General features: G+C 61.1%; 16 protein-coding genes. 10 read left to right on the top strand and 6 right to left on the bottom strand.

All coding sequences use genetic code 11. The features are described 5' to 3' along the window. Positions 1-205 precede the first annotated feature (205 nt). Positions 206-394 carry a hypothetical protein gene (locus tag AD659_RS23340; protein WP_003202135.1) on the top strand — a complete coding sequence of 63 codons (189 nt, stop codon included), beginning with the start codon at positions 206-208 and terminating at the stop codon, positions 392-394. A gap of 9 nt (positions 395-403) precedes the next feature. Here AD659_RS23340 and AD659_RS23335 read toward each other — a convergent pair whose 3' ends face one another. Continuing rightward, positions 404-784: a fe2+ zn2+ uptake regulation protein gene (locus AD659_RS23335; RefSeq protein ID WP_053125480.1), complete on the bottom strand. Its 381-nt coding sequence runs from the start codon at positions 782-784 to the stop codon at positions 404-406. 296 nt (positions 785-1080) lie between these two features. On the opposite strand from AD659_RS23335, the gene pvdQ reads away from it, so the two are divergent. Continuing rightward, positions 1081-3426: a bifunctional acylase PvdQ gene (pvdQ, locus tag AD659_RS23330; RefSeq protein WP_053125479.1), complete on the top strand. Its 2346-nt coding sequence runs from the start codon at positions 1081-1083 to the stop codon at positions 3424-3426. Positions 3427-3599: 173 nt separating this feature from the next. On the opposite strand, the gene AD659_RS23325 is transcribed toward pvdQ, so the two are convergent. Both AD659_RS23325 and AD659_RS23320 read right to left on the bottom strand, forming a co-directional pair. Further along, positions 3600-4604, bottom strand: coding sequence for a FecR family protein (locus tag AD659_RS23325; RefSeq protein ID WP_053125478.1), 1005 nt, complete (start codon positions 4602-4604; stop codon positions 3600-3602). 167 nt (positions 4605-4771) lie between these two features. Further along, a complete protein-coding gene (locus AD659_RS23320; RefSeq protein ID WP_053125477.1) occupies positions 4772-9601 on the bottom strand; it encodes a dermonecrotic toxin domain-containing protein in 4830 nt (1609 codons plus the stop codon). A 220-nt stretch (positions 9602-9821) separates the two neighbouring features. Between AD659_RS23320 and AD659_RS23315 the strand changes: the two genes are divergently transcribed. Continuing rightward, positions 9822-10853, top strand: a complete 1032-nt coding sequence (locus AD659_RS23315; protein ID WP_053125476.1) for an Ldh family oxidoreductase — start codon at positions 9822-9824, stop codon at positions 10851-10853. Positions 10854-10979: 126 nt separating this feature from the next. Continuing rightward, a complete protein-coding gene (locus tag AD659_RS23310; protein WP_053125475.1) occupies positions 10980-11693 on the top strand; it encodes a GntR family transcriptional regulator in 714 nt (237 codons plus the stop codon). A gap of 156 nt (positions 11694-11849) precedes the next feature. On the opposite strand, the gene AD659_RS23305 is transcribed toward AD659_RS23310, so the two are convergent. The 3 genes from AD659_RS23305 to AD659_RS23295 all read right to left on the bottom strand — a co-directional run bounded on the left by AD659_RS23305 (position 11850) and on the right by AD659_RS23295 (position 14926). Beyond that, on the bottom strand, positions 11850-12800 hold the full coding sequence (locus AD659_RS23305; protein ID WP_053125474.1) for a PDR/VanB family oxidoreductase: 951 nt from the start codon (positions 12798-12800) through the stop codon (positions 11850-11852). After that, a complete protein-coding gene (locus AD659_RS23300; protein ID WP_053125473.1) occupies positions 12797-13882 on the bottom strand; it encodes an aromatic ring-hydroxylating oxygenase subunit alpha in 1086 nt (361 codons plus the stop codon). The genes AD659_RS23305 and AD659_RS23300 overlap by 4 nt, the downstream gene beginning before the upstream one ends. A gap of 138 nt (positions 13883-14020) precedes the next feature. After that, positions 14021-14926, bottom strand: a complete 906-nt coding sequence (locus AD659_RS23295) for a LysR substrate-binding domain-containing protein (RefSeq protein ID WP_053125472.1) — start codon at positions 14924-14926, stop codon at positions 14021-14023. A 158-nt stretch (positions 14927-15084) separates the two neighbouring features. On the opposite strand from AD659_RS23295, the gene AD659_RS23290 reads away from it, so the two are divergent. The 6 genes from AD659_RS23290 to AD659_RS23265 all read left to right on the top strand — a co-directional run bounded on the left by AD659_RS23290 (position 15085) and on the right by AD659_RS23265 (position 19651). Continuing rightward, a complete protein-coding gene (locus AD659_RS23290) occupies positions 15085-16209 on the top strand; it encodes an NAD(P)/FAD-dependent oxidoreductase (RefSeq protein WP_082343602.1) in 1125 nt (374 codons plus the stop codon). Then, on the top strand, positions 16199-16528 hold the full coding sequence (locus tag AD659_RS23285; RefSeq protein ID WP_053125471.1) for a (2Fe-2S)-binding protein: 330 nt from the start codon (positions 16199-16201) through the stop codon (positions 16526-16528). The genes AD659_RS23290 and AD659_RS23285 overlap by 11 nt, the downstream gene beginning before the upstream one ends. Next, a complete protein-coding gene (locus AD659_RS23280) occupies positions 16521-17894 on the top strand; it encodes an FAD/NAD(P)-dependent oxidoreductase (RefSeq protein WP_053125470.1) in 1374 nt (457 codons plus the stop codon). The genes AD659_RS23285 and AD659_RS23280 overlap by 8 nt, the downstream gene beginning before the upstream one ends. Further along, complete coding sequence (locus AD659_RS23275; RefSeq protein WP_053125469.1) at positions 17891-18241, top strand: RidA family protein; 351 nt, start codon at positions 17891-17893, stop codon at positions 18239-18241. Before AD659_RS23280 ends, AD659_RS23275 begins: the two co-directional genes overlap by 4 nt. A gap of 144 nt (positions 18242-18385) precedes the next feature. After that, positions 18386-19168: an ABC transporter substrate-binding protein gene (locus AD659_RS23270; protein ID WP_053125468.1), complete on the top strand. Its 783-nt coding sequence runs from the start codon at positions 18386-18388 to the stop codon at positions 19166-19168. A 57-nt stretch (positions 19169-19225) separates the two neighbouring features. Next, positions 19226-19651, top strand: coding sequence for a GlcG/HbpS family heme-binding protein (locus AD659_RS23265; protein ID WP_053125467.1), 426 nt, complete (start codon positions 19226-19228; stop codon positions 19649-19651). Positions 19652-19699 lie beyond the last annotated feature (48 nt).

Here is a 19699-nt window from a genome sequence, read left to right as displayed (position 1 = left end):
TGTCGCTCAGAAGAAAATTACAATGGCTGCTGGGAAATATTCTTACGGTCAATACAAATAGGTCATCAATCGTTTACAACCGCAGTCGCGCGAAAATGCGCGATGGTTGTACCCTATGCCTTGCCTATATCGCGCAGGAACAAAAGGCAGCAGCGGGCCTGGGAAGCACGCTGGATGCAGAACGGATCACTTCAGGAAGCTGTCAATGACACATTCACAACGTTTGAAATACTCGATTCTGATCGTCCTCGTCGTCCTGGCGATCATGCTCGGACTGTCCTGGATGCAGGGCAAGGGAATGATCAGCGAGCAGCTGTTTCAATACATCGCTATTGCCGTGGCGGTCATCGTGGTGGTGATCAACGGCGTGATGCGGCGCAAGGTCAAGTCCTGAGCGTTGGTTTCAATCGTCGGCCTCGAGCGCGGCCATCGCGCTGGGGTGCAGGCGATAGCTTTTATCAGGGTTGAGGGTCACGACCCCCTCGCTGCACAGACGCTTCAACACCTCGCGCACGCTGAGAAAGGACAATGGAATGTCCAGCCCCAATAACTGGCTGTGCACACCGCGCACGCCCAGGCAACGGTTCTCGTTGGCGGCCTTGAGCAGCGCGTCGATGACTTTGAGGCGGATCAGACTGGTCCTGAGCCCGAAACGCTTGAGCAGGCGCCTGATGTGGTCATTGCCGCCGCGATCCGGCAGTTTGTCGAATTCACCGCGGGTGGCGCTCAGCGAGACGCCGGTTGGCCTTGGCTTGCCCTCCATGGGCAGTTGCGCGTTACGCATGCAAAAACTCCTTACCAGCCAGTTCAGAAAAGGTCACGAATACTCTCCTGTAATAGGACGAACGAGGAGGCGCAATCATGAGGACAATGATGTGAAAAAATTGCCCCTGCTTCGTCAACCCCCCGTTTTCAAGCGGTGCCAGGGCATTAATTTTTTTTCATCCGGTTCGTTTTCAAGGGAGGCACATTCCGATTCAGCACGCGGCATGTGATTTCCCAGGCGAGCCGAGTGGTTGTCTATTGGCGCACCGGTAGCCGTCCTGGTCTCTGCAGTTTTCATCAGGAGTGAACGTGAGAATGTCCGGGCAGTTATCGAGGATTGGCCTTGCAGGCGCTTTTCTAGGGATCGCCCTCGGGCTCAGCCCCGTGGTCGATGCGCACGACGATGGGCAGGCCAGCGCCGAAATCCGTCGCACCCGTTTTGGCATACCGCATATCCGCGCCCAGGACGAACGGGGGTTGGGTTACGGCATCGGCTATGCCTATGCCCAGGACAACCTGTGCCTGCTGGCCAATGAGATCGTCACTGTCAATGCCCAGCGCTCGCGTTATTTCGGGCCCGAGCAGGTCACGGTCGAGCAGCGGCAGAACCGTGTCAGCGATCTGTTTTTCAGCTGGCTCAACACGCCGCAAGCGGTCTCCGGTTTCTGGCAGGCCCAGACGCCTCAAGTGCAACAACTGGTCGAAGGTTATGCGGCCGGCTACAACCGCGCGTTGGCTGAGCGCAAGGCCAAGGGCCTGCCCGAGCAGTGCGCCAGCGAGTGGGTGCGGCCGATCACCGCGCTGGACCTGGTCAAGCTGACCCGCCGGTTGTTGGTGGAAGGTGGCGTCGGCCAGTTCGCCGAAGCCCTGGCAGGTGCGCAACCGCCGCAGGCGACAGCACTCGCCGCCGAGCCGACCTCCCGTTTCGCCGCCGCCGCGACCCGGCAGCAGCGTTTTGCGCTAGAGCGTGGTAGCAATGCGTTGGCCATCGGCAGTGAGCGTTCGTTCAATGGTCGCGGGATGTTGCTGGCCAACCCGCATTTTCCATGGGTGGGTGGCATGCGTTTCTATCAGATGCACCTGACCATTCCCGGCAAGCTGGACGTCATGGGCGCGGCGCTGCCAGGCCTGCCGATGATCAATATCGGTTTCAGCCAGCACCTGGCCTGGACCCACACCGTCGACAGTTCAAAACACTTTACCCTGTACCGCCTGCAACTCGACCCGAAAGACCCGACCCGCTACCTGCTCGATGGCAAGTCCGTGCCGATGAGCCAACAGACGGTCACGGTGGACATCAAGCAACCCGACGGCCAGGTGCAGACGGTTTCTCGCGTGGTCTATGGCTCGCAGTTCGGCCCGATCGTGCAATGGCCCGGCCGGCTGGACTGGGATAACCGGTTCGCCTACAGCCTGCGGGATGCGAACCTGGAAAACGATCGGGTACTGGCCCAGTGGTACGCCATGAACAAGGCGGTCACGCTCAAGGATTTGCAGACTGCCGTCCATGAGATCCAGGGTATTCCCTGGGTCAATACCCTGGCGGTGGACGACCAGGGGCAAAGCCTCTACATGAACGTGTCGGTAGTGCCGAACGTCGATGCCGACAAACTGGCCCGGTGCAGCGATCCCAGGGCGGGATTGCAGCTGATCGTGCTGGATGGCAGTCGCAGCGAATGTGCCTGGGGCAGCGACCCCAACGCCGTGCAAAAGGGCATTTATGCCGCCGACAAGCTCCCGCAGTTGCTGCGCCGCGATTATGTGCAGAACTCCAACGATTCGGCCTGGATGGTCAATCCTGCGCAGCCGTTGTCCGGTTATTCCCCGTTGATCAGCCAGCATGGCCAGCCGCTGGGTCCGCGGGCGCGTTTTGCGCTGGAGCGGATGGGACAGTTGGCCAAGAACGGGCCGGTGAAGGTGGAAGATTTGCAGCGCATGGTCATGGACGATCAGGTGTACCTGGCTGACCAAGTGATGCCGGACCTGCTCCGCGTTTGCGCCGGTAACTTGGGGGGCGATGCTCCGGCATTGGCCGAAGCCTGTGCCAGCCTCAAGGCCTGGGATCGCAAGGCCGGTCTGAACAGTGGCCTGGGGTTCGTGCATTTCCAGCAGATCATGGAACGGCTGCAGGCAGTGCCTGACTCATGGCGCGTCGCGTTCGACCCCAAAGACCCGCAACGCACCCCGCGCGGGCTGGCGACCGAGCGGCCACCGGTGCTCAAGGCCATACGCGAAGCCATGCTGGCTTCGGTGGAGGCGGTGAAGGCTGCCGGATTGTCGAAGGACAGCCAATGGCAAGACGTCCAGGTGGCCAGCAGCGGCAGCCGACAGACACCGATCCACGGCGGCCCCGGGGAGCTGGGCATCTACAACGCGATCCAGAGCGTGCCGGGGGCGAACGGCAAGCGGGAAGTGGTCAGCGGTACCAGCTACCTGCAAGTGGTGACGTTTGACGGCAAAGGCCCGCAAGCCCAGGGATTGTTGGCGTTCTCCATCTCCAGCGATCCAGCGTCGCCTTATTCGGCCGACCAGACCCAGGCGTTTTCCCGGAAGCAGTGGAGTGTGCTGCCCTTCACCGAACAGCAGATCAAGGCCGATCCCCAATATCAGGCCCTGATGATCCGTGAGGGTGATGAGGCGGGCAGGGTGGCGACGCAATAACCGCTGTTGTACCTAAGGCGTTCGGTAAACCTGTGGCGAGGGAGCTAGCTCCCGCTGGGCTGCGCAGCAGACCCATTTTGTGAGCGCTCCGCGCTCAAGCGGGAGCAAGCTCCCTCGCCACATCATTCCTCTTTAAGTGAACAGCGTTTCGTTCCCAAAGGGGTGTTTCTCAGCTATTGGACCGGTCGTTGCCCGATGGAGTTGAGGACCGGGTTGCCGTCCTTGTTCTGGGTCAGGTAGACCGGCAGGACTTTCGGCAGCGAAGCCACGAGTTCATGCACTTCGCCGATGTTGTAGACACCGCCGACACGCAGCCCGCCAGTGCTGTTGTCCGCCAGCATGACGGGACGGTCGAGGTAGCGGTTGATCAGCGGCAGGGCGTCGCTCAGGGCGAGGTTGTCCAGCACCAGCTTGCCGTTGCGCCACGCCAGCGAACTGTCGTTGGGGTCTGTTTCACGGACTTGCGGCTGGTGGTCGCCCGCCTTGTAGCTCGCTTGCATGCCCGGCGAAAGTTGCAGGCCGTTACGGGTGAGCGCCTGGTTGCTGGTGACCCTGACTGAACCTTCCACCAGGGTGACCCGCACCTGGTCCTGGTACATCCAGACGTTGAAGCGTGTACCCGTCACACGGACCTGGCCTTGACCGGCCCGAACGACGAAGGGATGTTGTTGGTCATGGCTGACGTCAAAAAACGCCTCGCCCTTTTCCAGCGTCACTCGCCGTTCGTTCTTGTAGTTTGCAAAGGTCAGTTCACTGCCCAGGTTGAGTTCGACCTGGCTGCCGTCGCTCAGGGTGACATGGCGTACGCTCGTGCCAGCTTCGAATCGTTGGTAGGAATTGGCGATCCAGTCCAGGTTCCAGCCGGTGTAGGCGGTCAGGGGCAGACCCACAACGAGAACTGCGGCGGCGGCAGCCAACCGGTTCCAGCGCGACCGGGGCCTGACGCTGGACACCGGAGCAGCGGGTGCTGGCTCGACGCGCGGCAGATGATCGGCAACTTCCCAGATTTCCCGCATGGCTTCGTATTCGAACGCGTGCAGCGGATCGGCATCGTGCCACTGCTTGAACGCCTGCCGTTCGGCATCGGTGCAGTCGACGGCATGCAAACGCATGCACCAATGGGCAGCGGCATCGGTAATGGCGTCGTATTCGGCTTCCGAGAGGGTATGTTCGGTCATTGATTCGTCCTGGTTTGCCGCATTCTAACCTTCGGCATGAGCTGCCGAGAACTGCCGTCATGGCGTTTGCGCATCAATGTGCCTGTTTTTTCGCTCGAAGATCAGTCGTTAACCTGAGCATCGCATACCTTGCGTGAAAAAAAGATCAACAACCCCTCTTGTACGACTCACGGCACGGCCAGTTGCCGAGAGGGACTCGCATCGAGTTGCCGTCCTAATTCACAAATCAAGAGCGTGATCGAGTCGGCGTTGCGAAGTATGACGTCGATGCGCTTGTCCGGCAAAATCGGATCGAGAAAATCATCGCGAGCGTGATCCATGGTTTTGGCGCCGGTTATCTTGAGGATTTCCCGGGTTGTCTCTTTGTATAAAGGCAACAGTTCGATTTTCTTGTGTGTGTTGTCTGAGTTATCCCACTCTGTGAACAATCTGGATTTTGGGGTGGTTAACGAAAGTCCGTGGTGTTGCAGGTTCTTTTGCTTGTCGTATTGCACTTGTCCTAGATAGGTCGCTGTCGAAATCAAGTCGAGAAACGGCAGTGCCGCGTCCAGATACATGATGTCGAAGGTATTGAACAACTGATGGGAGACTTCATGGATAAAAGTCGCTGCCTGGGCATGGGCATCGACATTAAAGGTGTCGGGCACGACGGACTTGTACCAGTCCAGCCCCATGTCGAAGAAGAACTGGGTGATGTAGATTCTTCCAACGGCCGCCGGTTCGAGCACGAATGCAGTCGCTCTGTCCTCCAGGTGCCTGAGATGGCCGACAACGATGCGGCTGGCATTCTGCAGTTCCCAGGAGGGATCGGCCAATGCCTGGCATATCGGCGAGATCGCGGTCTCTATTTTGCGGATAAGACTGGCGTCGACGTGGCTGACACCAAAAAACAATTTAAGGTATCTGTCCAATCGAGAACCCGGAAGAACCTGTTGCTTGAGTTGATGGAGATTGTGCAAGGCATTGAAGGAGTAGAACCGCGCGGTCTCCAGCGCCTGCACGATTGCATTGGCTCGGTATGGGTATTTGCGGCGTATCTCAGCCATGCCTCGCGCTTCGATATTCAGTGACCCCTTGGCTTTGAAGTCGCTATAGGTGACCGCCATCTTCGACCCAGCCTTGCCAAAGCGGATGGTCTGGCGTTGTGGGTCGATCTCCCATAGTCGGCCGTCCGGGGACTTTTTCAGTAACGGCCCGTCGCCGTGTTCATGAATGATTCGCCAGGTGTGGCCGGCCTTTGCCACCTGAAAGACTTTGCCGGCCAGGGGGATATAAAGCTTGCCGTCTCCTAGGGCCTTGTAGGTGCCATCCACCAGGTTTTTCTGCAGGTTCGACAGGCTGACACCCGAGGCTTCGAAGGCGCCCAGGTCGGTGCGTAGTTGGGCGGTGGAGGCGACGTCCTTCCAGTTGAGCGTCGGTGTGACACTTGGCAAGGCCGGTTCAACGGGATCGAGAAGACCGAAGGTATCGTCGCGATTGAGCAGACCCAGCGACACCATCTCGGCGGCGCCGGCGATGAAGTCGTGCAGGCCGGTTCTCCAGTCACGGGCTTGCAGGGCCTCGGAAGACGCCTTGAAGTCCTGGTAGCTTTCCCACAGCGTTTCTATGAACGTGAGTTTGCCAGGTAACTGTCTCCCCACTAGCCGGATGCCCGAGCTGAACAGGTGCAGGACGGTGCCCCAGTCGAATTGGCGCTTGTCCTGTGCCTGCGAACTCAACAGCTTTGCCAGCAACCTGGTGTTGTCCTCGAACAGTGTGTCGAGCAGGTTCGTACGGATGGGGTTGGAGCCCAGGGTGACTTCCGAAAGATGCCCCAGTGTCGACGCGAACAGGTTTTTGAAAATGGCCTGTTGATCCTCTGGAAGCCGGCGAATCAGCAAATCCTGAAGCGCACCGGGCGTGTTGAAGGCCGCGACCACACTCGCTTCATCCTTGAACTCGGTGAAGCAATGGCCTGAATGATAGGGGGTATACAGCACCAGCGGGTTCGTTGCCTGGGCGCTCGAACCCACCAGGTAAAGCCCAAGGGCCTTGACCGCCGCAGCGCCGTCGGTCTTGATCAGCTCCACTGGGCGAAACAGTGCGCCGGCGCCTTCAACCATGCTGCGAGCAATGGCGTCCGGCATATCCAGCACTTGGCGAATCAGGTCGAATGCCCGGCTGGAAAGATGTTGCTGCAGATGCCGGGCGTGAGCGTGTTGCAGCAGTTGCCAAGGCAGTTGTCGGCGGAACCGCCGCTTGCTTTGTTGGACCTGCGCGCCGGAGCCCGAAAGGCTGTCCACCACCTGTGTTCTATAGGCCGTGGGGATATCAAGGGACGATAACATTTGCCTGACTGAGGTCTCGTTCAAGCCATCAGGCAGTCTGCGCGTGGAGGTTGACGACACCTTGAAGCCGTTTCGGGTGACGTCGGCATGATTCAAGGCAAAGTCCGTCAAGGCGCTGGCCGGCCCTACGACGGCCAGGTTCGGTGTGATCTGAATGGTGTCCGGGTCGAGGTTTTTTCCAGGGAAACGCGTATCCAGTAACGCTTTGAGCCTTTTGTGCACGTAGGTGCGCAACGGTTCGATACCGTCCAGGTAGTCCTTGGCATCGGCGTCGACCACGCTGTTCTTGTATTGTTCGAGCAGTTCGATGTGCAAGCGTTGATCGTCCAGGGACGCTGTGCCCAGCCAGGCGGGAAGCTGCTGTTGTCGCCTGTTCGCTCGGGCGATGTTTGCGGCGCGCGTCAGATTGGTGGGCGCGCCCTGGCTCAGCAACGCGTCGAGGCTGTTGCGCAATGTCGACCCGCTGAGTCGCCAATCCCCAGCTTTCAAAGTGCTCAAGTAGCTGTGCTCGGCCTTGAACTGTTCGATGAACGACTTCATCCGATTCACAAGCACATTGTTCTCGAGCAGTTCATAGGCCTGGAGTTGATAGCGTCCATGGGGCTTGCGTTGCTCGGGGGCAAGGTTCAAGAGCCAGGCAAAGCGCTTTCGAGTGTCGAGCAGGTGCTTGTTCAATTGCCTCGTGGCCAGGTCGACGCTGGCAAAAGCCTGCAGACCGGCGAAGGGGCTCCAAAGGATGGCCATGCCCGAATAAGGCGTATCCAGGCCACCGCGCTCGGTCAATAAAAAACAATTGGGCAGGGGCAGGGCGGTCGTACTGCCTCCAATGCTGTACGCCAGCTTCAAGGCGTAGACATCCGGTCGAAAGCCTTTGAAGCCCAGGCGCTGCGCACGGCCCGGGTATTCGGGGTCATAGGCGAACACGCTCCTGATCAAATCATGGGCGACGGCCGGCAGCGTCCCGTCGAGGTCCCTGAGCTCGGCCTCGGCACGCAGGCCCAGTGAAAACACATTGGTCAGGTCAGGCAGCAATTTATCCAACCCGTGGTGCAGTGCAGTGGTATTGGTGGGCGGCAAATGGATGAATTGGGTGTGGAACGTGTCTTCGATGTCGGTGTAGCTCTTGATCTTCCTCTCCAGTTGGTCAGCCCGGAAGTTGGACGGTCGCAGGTTTCCGTAAAACGCCGGTCGCGTGCCCCAGTGCCCTTCGGTTTTCTGATCCAACAGGCTCTTGTTGATCAAGGTGCGTATATCCAGCGCCTTGTCGATGAGCGAATGGAGGTTGACGTCGCCCTGGCGGGACATTTCCAAGGCGTAATGAAGATTGTCCAGTTGCTTGGCGATGATCGCGTCAGCCAGCGACTCGGCCACCGGCAAGTCCACCGATTCGCCTGAGATCTGCGGTTGGTCGAAGCGCAGGAAACGGTTGCGTTCTTCCAGGCTCAAGAGGTTGTAGAGTCCTTGCCTGGGTTCGGAGGTGGCGGGGGAATTGAGTAGCGCATCCTTGAAGCCCAGGTAACTGGCGACTTTCTGCAAGCCGTGGTTGGGGGTGTAGAGATAATGATCCTTGCCGCTGATCATCAACGAACCCGCCAGCTCGACGAAGTGTGGCTCATATTCCCAGAGGCGAATCGTTTCAATGAACAGCAGTACTTCGTCCCGGCGAGAGGGCCTGAACAGGCGAAGCAGTTCTTGGCGCTGGGCCTCGGTCAGTTGCCCTTTTTCGCGCTCGATCAGGAATACTGCCTGCAGTGCGCCACGAATGACCCGGGAAAGAAAGTGGCGGCGCGACTGATGGAAGGGGCTGTTCGCCTCCCAATAGGCATTGATGCATTGGATGAGCGTAGGGATCAGGTTTCTGGCCGTGGCCTTGATGATCGTCTCCCATTGCTGTGGTGTGTGTGTGGTCGTGCCCGGGTGAGTCAGGTCGATGTCATGCCCGGCAGGCCAACCTTGATGGTGAAAGTAGACCAGCACCGCGTCGCTTAGCGGAATGCTTTCGGTGACCGGGATTGCATGGGAATCACCCAGCGGAACACCCTTGCGCACGGCCACGCGGGCCTGTCGTTGATCGAAGTTTGGAAGCCGCTCGCTCAAGGCCTGGTCCAGCATCGAGGTCAGTGTGGGCAGTTTGATCAACTCATCCACCATGGCCAAAGCATTGAGGCTCTGGGCGTGTTCGATGGATTCGATCTGCGCCTTGAAAACACCTTCGTTGATAATCTGGCTGGTTTGCGTGATGTCGGTGGTGCTGTTCAGTTCGCTGCGCTGGGAAATCGACAGGTAGCGAAACAGCTCGTCGCGCCCCGCGGTGTCGCGCAGCATCTCATCGATCTTGTTGTCGAGGGACTGCGGGTCGTTGAACTTGCTGATCCCTCTGTCCGGTGTGTAGAGGAACGCAGGTTTGAGGCTGGCGCCGGCGGTACCTGGCAAGGCCTTGAGGGTAAAACACCCGGCCAGTGGGATCGGGGGCTTATTGTCGGCCTGGAGCAGTATCGTTTCGACGGACATCGGCGGTGTTTGCGCCGCACGTTGTGCATGGCTGGGTAGGGAGACAAGGTGCAACCAGTCGAGGTCGGCCTGGGTCAGCCCGTGGGAGGCGCTCAATTCGTTCAGGCGATTGGCGTTCAGCACCTCAGGAAATAGGAGCGGCGTGGTTGTAGTGGTCATCGTTGCTTCTCGATCAAGGCGCCGCAAAACGGCGCGAACGTGGCGGAAGCGGCCACACTAGGCAACGAAGGACGAGCGAAGGTGGTAAATAGTTATTGCCCGCCGGGCTTCTTTGACTGGCGGTGGGAAGGATTGGCAGTGCACGCCTGAAACAGTGTTTAATCACCCGGCGGGTCCTTCTACGCTGTTGCTACCTCCAACAATCATTCCGGAGCTTCAGATGTCTGCGCCATCCGATCATGCCGCTTCTTGCACCTTGTCTTTCGATGCTCTGGTGAGCTTGCTGGAGAAGACTTTCCTGCGTCATGGCACTTCGGCCGAAGTCGCCCGGTGCCTGGCTGAAAACTGCGCCGGGGCCGAGCGCGACGGTGCCCACAGCCATGGGGTGTTTCGTCTTCCCGGGTATGTCTCGACGCTGAACAGCGGCTGGGTCAACGGCAAGGCCGTGCCGGTGGTCGAAGACGTGGCGTCAGGGTTCGTCGCGGTGGATGCCGGTAACGGCTTTGCCCAACCAGCCCTGGCCGCAGCGCGCCCTTTACTGGTGGAAAAGGCCCGCAGCGCCGGTATCGCCGTCCTGGCCATTCGCAACTCCCATCACTTCGCGGCGCTCTGGCCGGATGTCGAGCCGTTTGCCTATGAAGGCCTGGTGGCGCTGAGTGTGGTCAATAGCATGACGTGCGTGGTGCCCCATGGCGCAGACCGTCCGTTGTTCGGCACCAATCCCATTGCCTTCGCCGCGCCACGGGCCGACGGTGAGCCGATTGTCTTCGACCTGGCCACCAGCGCCATCGCCCATGGCGACGTGCAGATTGCAGCGCGCAAGGGCGAGTTGCTACCGCCGGGCATGGGCGTGGACAGCCTTGGCCAACCGACCCGCGACCCCAAGGCGATTCTCGAAGGTGGCGCGCTCCTGCCGTTTGGCGGGCACAAGGGCTCGGCGTTGTCGATGATGGTCGAGTTGCTGGCGGCCGCCCTGACAGGGGGCAATTTTTCCTTCGAATTCGATTGGAGCAATCATCCGGGCGCCAAGACGCCGTGGACCGGCCAGTTGTTGATCGTGATCGACCCCAGCAAGACTGCCGGACAAGACTTCGCCGAGCGCAGCCGGGAACTGGTCAGGCAGATGCATGGCGTCGGGCTGCGACGATTGCCGGGCGACCGTCGTCATCGCGAGCGTCGCAAAGCCAATCAGCAGGGGATTACCCTGGACGAGCAGACGTTGGCGCAGTTGCGGGCGTTGGCGGGCATTTGAACCGCTGGGCGGTGGCAGCAGCGTGCTTGCCACCGGCTTTCACCATGAGCCCGTGCCAGGGCCTTGCCGTGACACGTTGCGCCAAGCCTTTTACTATGACGGCTTCTTTTCTCTGGAATCGCCTGGATGAGTAAGCCCGGCCAAACGGTGCTGGTTGCGCTGCGCAAGATGATCGCCTCGGGTGAGCTGGCCGCCGGCGAGCGCTTGATGGAAATTCCCACCGCCGAGTTGTTCGGTGTTTCCCGCATGCCGGTGCGCATGGCGTTTCGCACGCTGGAGCAGGAAGGGCTGCTGGTGCGTTTTGGCGGGCGCGGTTTCCAGGTGCGTTCGGTCAGTGCCGAGCAAATAGCCGGCGCCGTGGAGGTGCGTGGCGTGCTGGAGGGCCTGGCGGCACGGCAGACGGCCGAGCATGGCTTGTCTGAAGAGGCCCGCGCGACACTCGAGCAATGCCTGGTGCAGGGTGATGAACTGTTCGCCAAGGGGTATGTGACTGAGGATGATCTGGAGGTCTATCACGACCTCAACATGCGCTTTCACCAAGTGATTGTCGAAGGCAGCCACAACCCGGCGATCGCCGACGCGTTGGCGCGCAACGATCATCTGCCATTCGCCTCAGTCACCGCCCTGGCGGTGGATCGCCAGAACATGGCCGGTGAATTTCGCCGTTTCAACTATGCCCATATGCAACACCATTCGGTGTTCGACGCACTGATCAACCGTCAGAGCGGCCGCGCCGAAGCGATCATGCGCGAGCATGCCAATGCGACCCTGCGTTATGCCGAGGTGTTCGGCTCGACGCTGGCTGACGAGCGGATGAAGGTGATTCTCCGCTCGGAGTGAACGCCTCGGCGGCTGGTGATTGCAGGATTTTTATTTGCCATAAAATGCCCTGTGGGAGCGAGCTTGCTCGCGATAGCGGTGGCTCGGTCGTCATTGATGCTGCTGAGCTGACGCCATCGCGAGCAAGCTCGCACAGGGTTTCGTGTTGTTCGGATGTTAGAGGTCGAGTACCAGCATCGGGGTCTTCGACCTGGAGCAACATGGGGTGAACTGGTCGTTGCAGGCCTGTTCCGCTTCGGTCAGAAACATGTCCCGATGCTCCGGCACACCTTCCAGCACCCGCGTCAGGCAAGTGCCGCACACGCCTTGCTCGCAGGAGATCGGGATCTCGATGCCGTGGCTTTCCAGCACCTGCACCACGCTGCGGTCCGCCGGGATGTCGAACACCTGGCCACAGCGGGCGAGCTTGACCGAGAAGCTGCCATCGGCACGGGTGTCGGTGGGGGCGGCGGCGAAATATTCGCGGTGCAGGCAGTCTTCCTGCCAGCCCTGGCCCTTGGCGGTGTCGAGGACGTATTGCATGAACCCACCGGGCCCGCACACATAGAGGTGCGCGTCATCACCCGGCGCGGCCAGCACCTTGGCGGCGTCCAGCAAGGTTTCAGGTTCGTCATCGAAATGCAGGAACACCCGGTCGGCATGGGGAGCTTGGCGCAGGCGTTCGACAAAGGCCGCACGGTCCCGGGAGCGCGCACAATAATGCAATTCAAACGCCGCGCCGCTCTGGGCCAGGTGCTCGGCCATGCACAGGATCGGCGTAATGCCGATGCCGCCGGCAAACAGCAGGCTGCGTCGGGCGTGCGGGACAAGCGAGAACAGGTTGCGCGGTTCACTGATGTACACGCGCATGCCGGGCTGGATCTGCTCATGCAAGCTGCGCGAACCACCGCGGGACATGGGGTCCTTGAGCACGCCGATGAGGTAGCGATGTCGTTCCTCGGGATGGTTGCACAGCGAGTACTGGCGAATCAGCCCACCGGGCACGTGCACATCGATATGGGCGCCGGCGGTGAAGGGCGGCAACGGCTCACCGTCAACCCGGGTCAGTTCGTAACTGCAGATATCGAGGGCTTCGTCGTGCCGCGCCGTGACCTGGACTTCGATCATGACCGTTGCTCCGCTCGTTGTGGCTGATTGCTGCTGGCGATCAAGCCGGCTTGAGGCTCGCGCTCCCGTGCGATCCAGCGCTCCAGCACCCGCCGGGACTGCACGCCGCCGGCATCGATGTTGAGCTTGAGCAAGTTGCGCTGCGGATGGTCCAGCAGGTTGCGCTGTTGGCGCTCGAGCATTTCCAGGTCTTCGCTGAAAATCTTGCCCTGGCCTTCGCGAATGGAGGCGGTGAGGGCCCCATCCTGCGGTTGGAAGTGCCGGGCCATGCCCCAGAAGTACCAGATCGAGGTCTCGGTTTCCGGCGTGATGAAATCCACCACGATGCTTGATGCCTTGAATTGCGGCGCGGCGTGATAACCGCCGTTGCCGGCATGGGCGACGCCGACTTCGATCAGCACGTGGCTGGGCGGGGTGAAGCGGCAGATCTGCCAGCGGTCCACAGGCACGTCGTCGGCCAGGTTGTTGCCGCGCAAGGCCATGCGCCAGAAGGGTGGGGCCATGATGTTTTCCATATGGCGGGCGGTGACCACTTCATCGCCCTCGACCGTGGTTACCGGCGGCGCTTCGTCGATTTCCTTCTGACCGATGCTTGACGCGTGGACATAGGTTTCGTGGGTCAGGTCCATCAGGTTGTCGATCATCAGGCGATAATCGCAGTGGATATGGAACAGGCCGCCACCGTAGGCCCATTCGTCACTTTCAGCCCATTCCAGATGATGGATCTGCGCCGGATCGGCCACCGCCTGGTCACCGGGCCAGACCCAGATGAAGCCATACCGCTCCTGCACCGCAAAGGTCTTGTTGCAGGGAAATCCCCGTACCCGTTGTCCCGGCATCTCGACGGTCTTGCCTTCGTCGCCCATCACCAAGCCGTGGTAGCCGCACACCAGGTTGCCGTTTTCGACGTAACCCAAGGAGAGCGGGGCGCCGCGATGGGGGCAGAAGTCTTCCACGGCTGCGACCTTGCCTTGGTGCCCCCGGTAAAAAACCATCTTCTCACCACAAATCTGGCGACCCAGGGGTTTGTCGGCGATTTCATCGGGGGTGCAGGCAACGTACCAGGCGTTTTTGGGGTACATGACGGATCTCCAGGCGGATGTTGTTCTTATCTGTGGATCCATTAACTCTCTTAACTAATTTAATTGTCAACGGTTTTGCTGTGTAAATGGACGATTGGCTGACTTAGTGGATCCATTGGCGGGCGTCGGATGATCACTTCAGAACCGATAGGCCGCCGGCACCCGAGCTTCGATGAACTGCTGCATGTGCTCCAGGAAACGGGCTTGCAGCCTGGAGACTGGCCCCTGGATGGGCAGGAGCATGCTGAAGTCCATCTCTATCGCCGGCTCGAAGGCCCGGAAGACGACGCCCTGGCCGCGGTATTCGACAGCACTGATGGCGTCCACCAGCGCCACGCCCAGGCCTTGTTCGACCAGTACGCACATGGGCAGCGAGAGTTGGGTTTCCAGGCGCAGTTCGCGGTCTACGCCATGGGCAGCGAAGATCGCGTCGATCTGTTGGCGCGAAGCAATCGACTGTGGGTAGGAAATGAACGGTTCGCCCTGCAAGTCTTCCGGGCGGATCGTCGCCTGGTCCTGCAAGCGATGGCCGGCGGGCAGGGCGCAGAGCATGCGTGTCGCCAGCAGTTTTTCGGCGCGGGGGCTCGGGTAGGTGTTGGGCAACACGATCAGGCCCAGGTCGCAGCGCTGGCCGACCACCAGATCCACGACTTCCCGCGACGAATGCACCACCAGCGATATCTGCACCTGATCGTGTTCGGCCACGAACGCGGCTATCGCCCGGGGCACGAATGACAAGCCCATGGCCGGGGCACAGGCAATGTGCAGCGAGCCGCGCTTGAGCGTGCGAATGTCCTGGGCGGTCCGCGCAATGCGTTCCACGCCCAATAAAGAGCGCTGCACTTCCTGATACAGGGTCATGGCCTCGGCGGTGGGTTGCAACCGCCCCTTGACCCGGTCGAACAGGCTGAACCCGATGTCCTCTTCCAGGCTGGCGATCAGCCGGGTCGCCGCCGGTTGCGAGATATGCAGCATTTCGGCGGCACGGGTCACGGTCTGGCCCAGGATCACGGCGCGAAAGGCTTCCAACTGACGGAGGTTCATGGTGCTGATCCATCCATAACAAAAAGACATGAGATTGCCAAAATAAAGCATTTTTCAAGGCATTGTCATCGCCCTAGGATCGGACTCAACCAATTGATCCAGCCATAGGCTGGCGCCTGATTGAATATTTAAGCGCCCAAAACAGCGATAACCAAGCCATGCAAAAAACTGATGTCATTGTCGTAGGGGGTGGCCTGGTGGGGATGTCCATCGCCTATGGCCTGGCCTTGCTCGGGCGCCAGGTGAGTGTGCTTGACGAAGGTGACGACGCCATTCGTGCTGCCCGCGGCAACTTTGGCCTGCTCTGGGTCCAAGGCAAGGGCTACCGGATGAGCCCCTATGCGCAATGGACGCGGGAGTCGGTGGCGCTTTGGCCTCGGTTCGCCGCAGCGCTGCAAGGCGATACCGGTATCGACCTGCATCTGCGCCAGCAGGGTGGTTTCCAGCTGTGCCTGAGCGACGCGGAAATGGCCGAGGAAAGCCATCGACTAAGTTGGCTGCGCGAAGCCTTTGCTGGCGACTACCCCTTTGAACTGTTGGACAACGCGCAACTGCGCGCCCGCTTGCCGGGCATTGGGCCGGATGTGGTGGGCGGCTGTTTTTCGCCGATGGACGGCCACGTCAACCCGCTCAAGTTGCTGCGCTCGCTCTACGCCGCCTGCCAGTCGCGCGGGGTCAGGCTCATCAACGGCCATCACGTCGACGCGATCGAGGCGGGTGCCACGGGCTTCGAACTGCGGGCAGGCGCGCAGCGCTGGTCTGCCCGCCAGGTCGTGCTGGCCGCCGGCCTCGGCAATCGGGCGCTGGGGGCCAGGGTGGGGTTGGATGTGCCGGTGCAGCCGAACCGTGGGCAGATCCTGGTCACCGAACGGCTCGAACCCTTTCTGCAATACCCCACCACCTACGTGCGCCAGACCGACGAGGGCACGTTGCAACTGGGGGATTCCCACGAGTCGGCGGGCTTCGATGACGGCACCGGCAGCCAGGTCATGGCCGCCATTGCCCGGCGCGCGGTGCAGTGCTTTCCGCGCTTGGGCCAGGTACGGCTGGTGCGGGCCTGGGGCGCGCTGCGGGTGATGAGTGCCGACGGTTTTCCGATCTACGAAACGCCCCAAGGCTGTCCGGGGCTGGCGGTTGTCAGTTGCCACAGTGGCGTGACCCTGGCCGCTGCCCACGCCTTGCGTCTAGCGCCATGGATCGCCGGTGAATTCGATGATCCGGCGGTGAAGCCATTCGGGCTGGAACGTTTCAACCTGCAAGCAGAGGTGCGCCATGTCGGCTGACAGTCTGTTCCGAGCGCTGCCCCCGGGAGATCACACCGTGCAAATCGAGTTCGACGGCACGCCGTTGACGGTGCCCGCCGAGGTATCCCTGGCGGCGGCGTTGCTGGGCTGCGGCATCCGCCACACCCGCGAGAGCGCCATCAACGGTCGTCCCGGGGCGCCTTATTGCATGATGGGGGTGTGCTTCGAGTGCCTGGTGGAAGTGGACGGCCAAGCCAATGCCCAGGCGTGCCTGGTGCCGGTGCGTGCCGGCATGCGCGTGCGTCGCCAACGCGGGGTCGCTTGCCTGGCATTGTGCGAGGAGGGCGGCGATGAGTAACGCAGCCATCGACCTGATTATCATCGGCGCGGGGCCGGCGGGTATGAGCGCTGCCCTCGAAGCCAGGACCCATGGCCTGTCGGTGGTAGTGCTGGATGAGCAGGCCAGCCCGGGCGGGCAGATTTATCGCCAGGTGCTCCAGGCGGACCCACGCAGCCGAGCCGTGCTGGGTGTCGACTACGTGGCCGGGGCAAAATTGGCCGCCGACTTTCTGCAATGCGGTGCCCGCTATTTGCCCAACGCGGCCATCTGGCAGGTAACGTCGCAATGTGAGGTGCATTACCTGATCGAGGGCCGTGCCGAAGTCTTGCAAGGGCGACACTTGTTGATCGCCACGGGGGCCTTCGAACGGCCGATGCCGATTCCCGGCTGGACCTTGCCGGGTGTCATGACCGCTGGCGCCGGGCAGATCCTGCTCAAGAGCGCTGCCATGGTGCCGGCCACGCCAGTGGTGCTGGCCGGTTGTGGTCCATTGCTCTACCTGCTGGCGGTGCAATACCTGCGCGCCGGGATCGCCCTTGAAGCGCTGGTGGATACCAGCCACCGCAGCGACCTGCTGCGGGCCTGGCGAGAAATTCCCGGTGCGCTGCGTGGCTGGCGCGACCTGCTCAAAGGGCTGGGGCTGCTGACAGAACTCAAGCGCGCGGGTGTCCAGCATTTTCACGGCGCGTGCAACCTGCGGGTGGAAGGCTCGGATCGGGCCTGCGCCTTGAGCTTCGACAGTCAAGGTCGCTCGCAGCGTATTCGCGCCGATTTGATTCTGCTCCATCAAGGCGTGGTGCCGAACACCCAGGTCAGTTGGTCGTTGCGCCTGGCCCACGACTGGAGCGAACAGCAACTGTGCTGGGTTGCGCGCCGCAATCAATGGGGAGAAAGCAGCACGCCGGGCATTTTCATCGCCGGCGACAGCGGCGCCATCGGCGGAGCCCGGGTCGCGCAATTGGAGGGACGCCTGGCCGCGTTGGCCATCGCCGGTCAACAGGCGAAAGCGCGTCCCCTGCAACAAGCCTTGCGCCGCGCTCGCGCCGCACGGCCACTGCTCGACGCTCTATATCGCCCCCTGACACCGAATCGCATCCCTGCCGACGACGTCACGGTGTGTCGCTGCGAAGAAGTCAGTGCTGGCGACATCCGTAGTTACGTCGACCTGGGTTGCTTGGGCCCTAACCAGACCAAGGCCTTCGGTCGTTGCGGGATGGGCCCGTGCCAGGGTCGCCAATGCGGCCTGAGCGTCACTGAAATCATTGCCGAGCGCCGCCGCGTATCACCCGCCGAGGTGGGCTACTACCGTATCCGTTCGCCCCTCAAACCCATCACGCTCGCCCAATTGGCCAGCGAGCGTCTCTCTGTCGAGGAACCCTCATGAGTATTCAACGCATCGAAAGCAACCCACGCCTGAGCCGCAGCGTCGTGCACAACGGCGTGGCCTGGCTCAGTGGTGTCGTCGCCGCTGATTGCCGCCAGGACATCCAGGGCCAGACCCGCCAGGTGCTGCAACGGATCGATGAACTGCTGGCCGCGTCTGGCAGCGATAAGCACAGGCTGCTCAGCGTGCAGATCTGGATGAAGGACATGGGCCGGGATTTCGCCGCCATGAACGCCCTGTGGAGCGAGTGGGTCGATGCCGCGCAGACGCCGGCACGGGCCACGGCGCAAGTGGCCTTCGACGACCCGGACATCTTGCTGGAGCTGATCGTCACCGCAGCGGTCTGAGGCCGCCGGTCGGATCACCGTTGTGCTGTCACCGGGCAGGCGACCGCCAGAGTCACCGTCCGGGCTTGTTCACATTGCTGCTGCCATAACGGACGCCTTCTGTGGAGCGTCCGAAATCAATAACATCGCACCTGGAGCAAATGAATGAACGTAAAACGCATTGCCCTGAAACTGGGTCTGGTCTCGTTGCTGGCGTTCGGCACGAGCCTGCAAGCCGCTGAGTCATCGCTGCGCATCGGCATCGAAGCGGCTTACCCGCCCTTTGCCTCGAAAACCCCGGACAACGCCATCGTTGGCTTCGACTACGACATCGGCCAGGCGTTGTGCGCCGAGATGAAGGTTCGTTGCGTCTGGCAGGAGCAGGAATTCGACGGCTTGATTCCAGCACTCAAGGTGAAGAAAGTCGACGCGGTGATTTCCTCCATGTCCATCACGCCCGAGCGCTTGAAGTCGGTGGACTTCACCGATCGCTACTACCGGATCCCGGCGCGCCTGGTGTTTCGCAAGGGCAGCGGCATCAGCGATATTCCGGCACAACTCAAAGGCAAGCGGATCGGCGTGCAACGGGCGACCAACTTCGATCGTTATGTCACCGATCGCTTTGCCCCGGCGGGCGCCGAGGTCGTGCGCTATGGTTCGCAGAACGAAATCTTCCTCGACCTGCTGGGCGGGCGCCTGGACGCGACCATGGCCAGTTCGGTGGTGATCGACGAGAGCTTGCTCAAGCGTCCCGAGGGAACGGAATTCGAATTTGTCGGGCCTAACTTCACCGAGGAGCAATACTTCGGCACGGGCATCGGCATTGCGGTACGCAAGCGCGATGCGCTGGCGAGCCGCTTCAATCAGGCGCTGGCGACCATTCGCGCCAACGGCACTTACGACAGGATTCGCCAGAAGTATTTTGATTTCGATATCTACGGCGAATAATCTTCGGCCCGCGGGGTATGTCTCGCGGGCTTGCTGTTGCACAACACGGAGTGATTCATGAAAACCAAAGCGGTACTCACTGAGCAGGACGTCGCACAATTACTGGCGGCAGCCAAGAAGCTGGCTCACCAGCGTCAATGGGCGGTGTCGGTCTGTGTGGTGGACGACGGTGGCCATCCCCTCGGGCTGTTGCGCCTGGACGATGCCTCGCCGTTATCGGCTTATATCGCCACCGAGAAAGCCCGCACTGCCGCCATGGGGCGGCGCGACAGCAAGGTTTTCGAAGACATGATCAATGGCGGCCGCTTCGCGTTTCTCAGCGCCCCGCACTTGCAGGGCATGCTTGAAGGCGGGGTGACCATTCGTCATGGCGGCCAGTGCATTGGGGCTATCGGGGTATCTGGGGTCAAGGCTGAGCAGGATGCTGAATTGGCTCGCTTGGCGGTGGAGACGGTATTGCCGGTGATCACCCCGGATGCCTGAGACATGCCAGCATCTATGGGGGCTGAGCCATCGCTATCGCGAGCACGC

The organism is Pseudomonas thivervalensis (assembly GCF_001269655.1).
Lineage (GTDB): Bacteria > Pseudomonadota > Gammaproteobacteria > Pseudomonadales > Pseudomonadaceae > Aquipseudomonas > Aquipseudomonas thivervalensis.
Note: the sequence above shows the minus strand (reverse complement) of the source record. Positions and strands in the feature narration are given on the sequence as shown.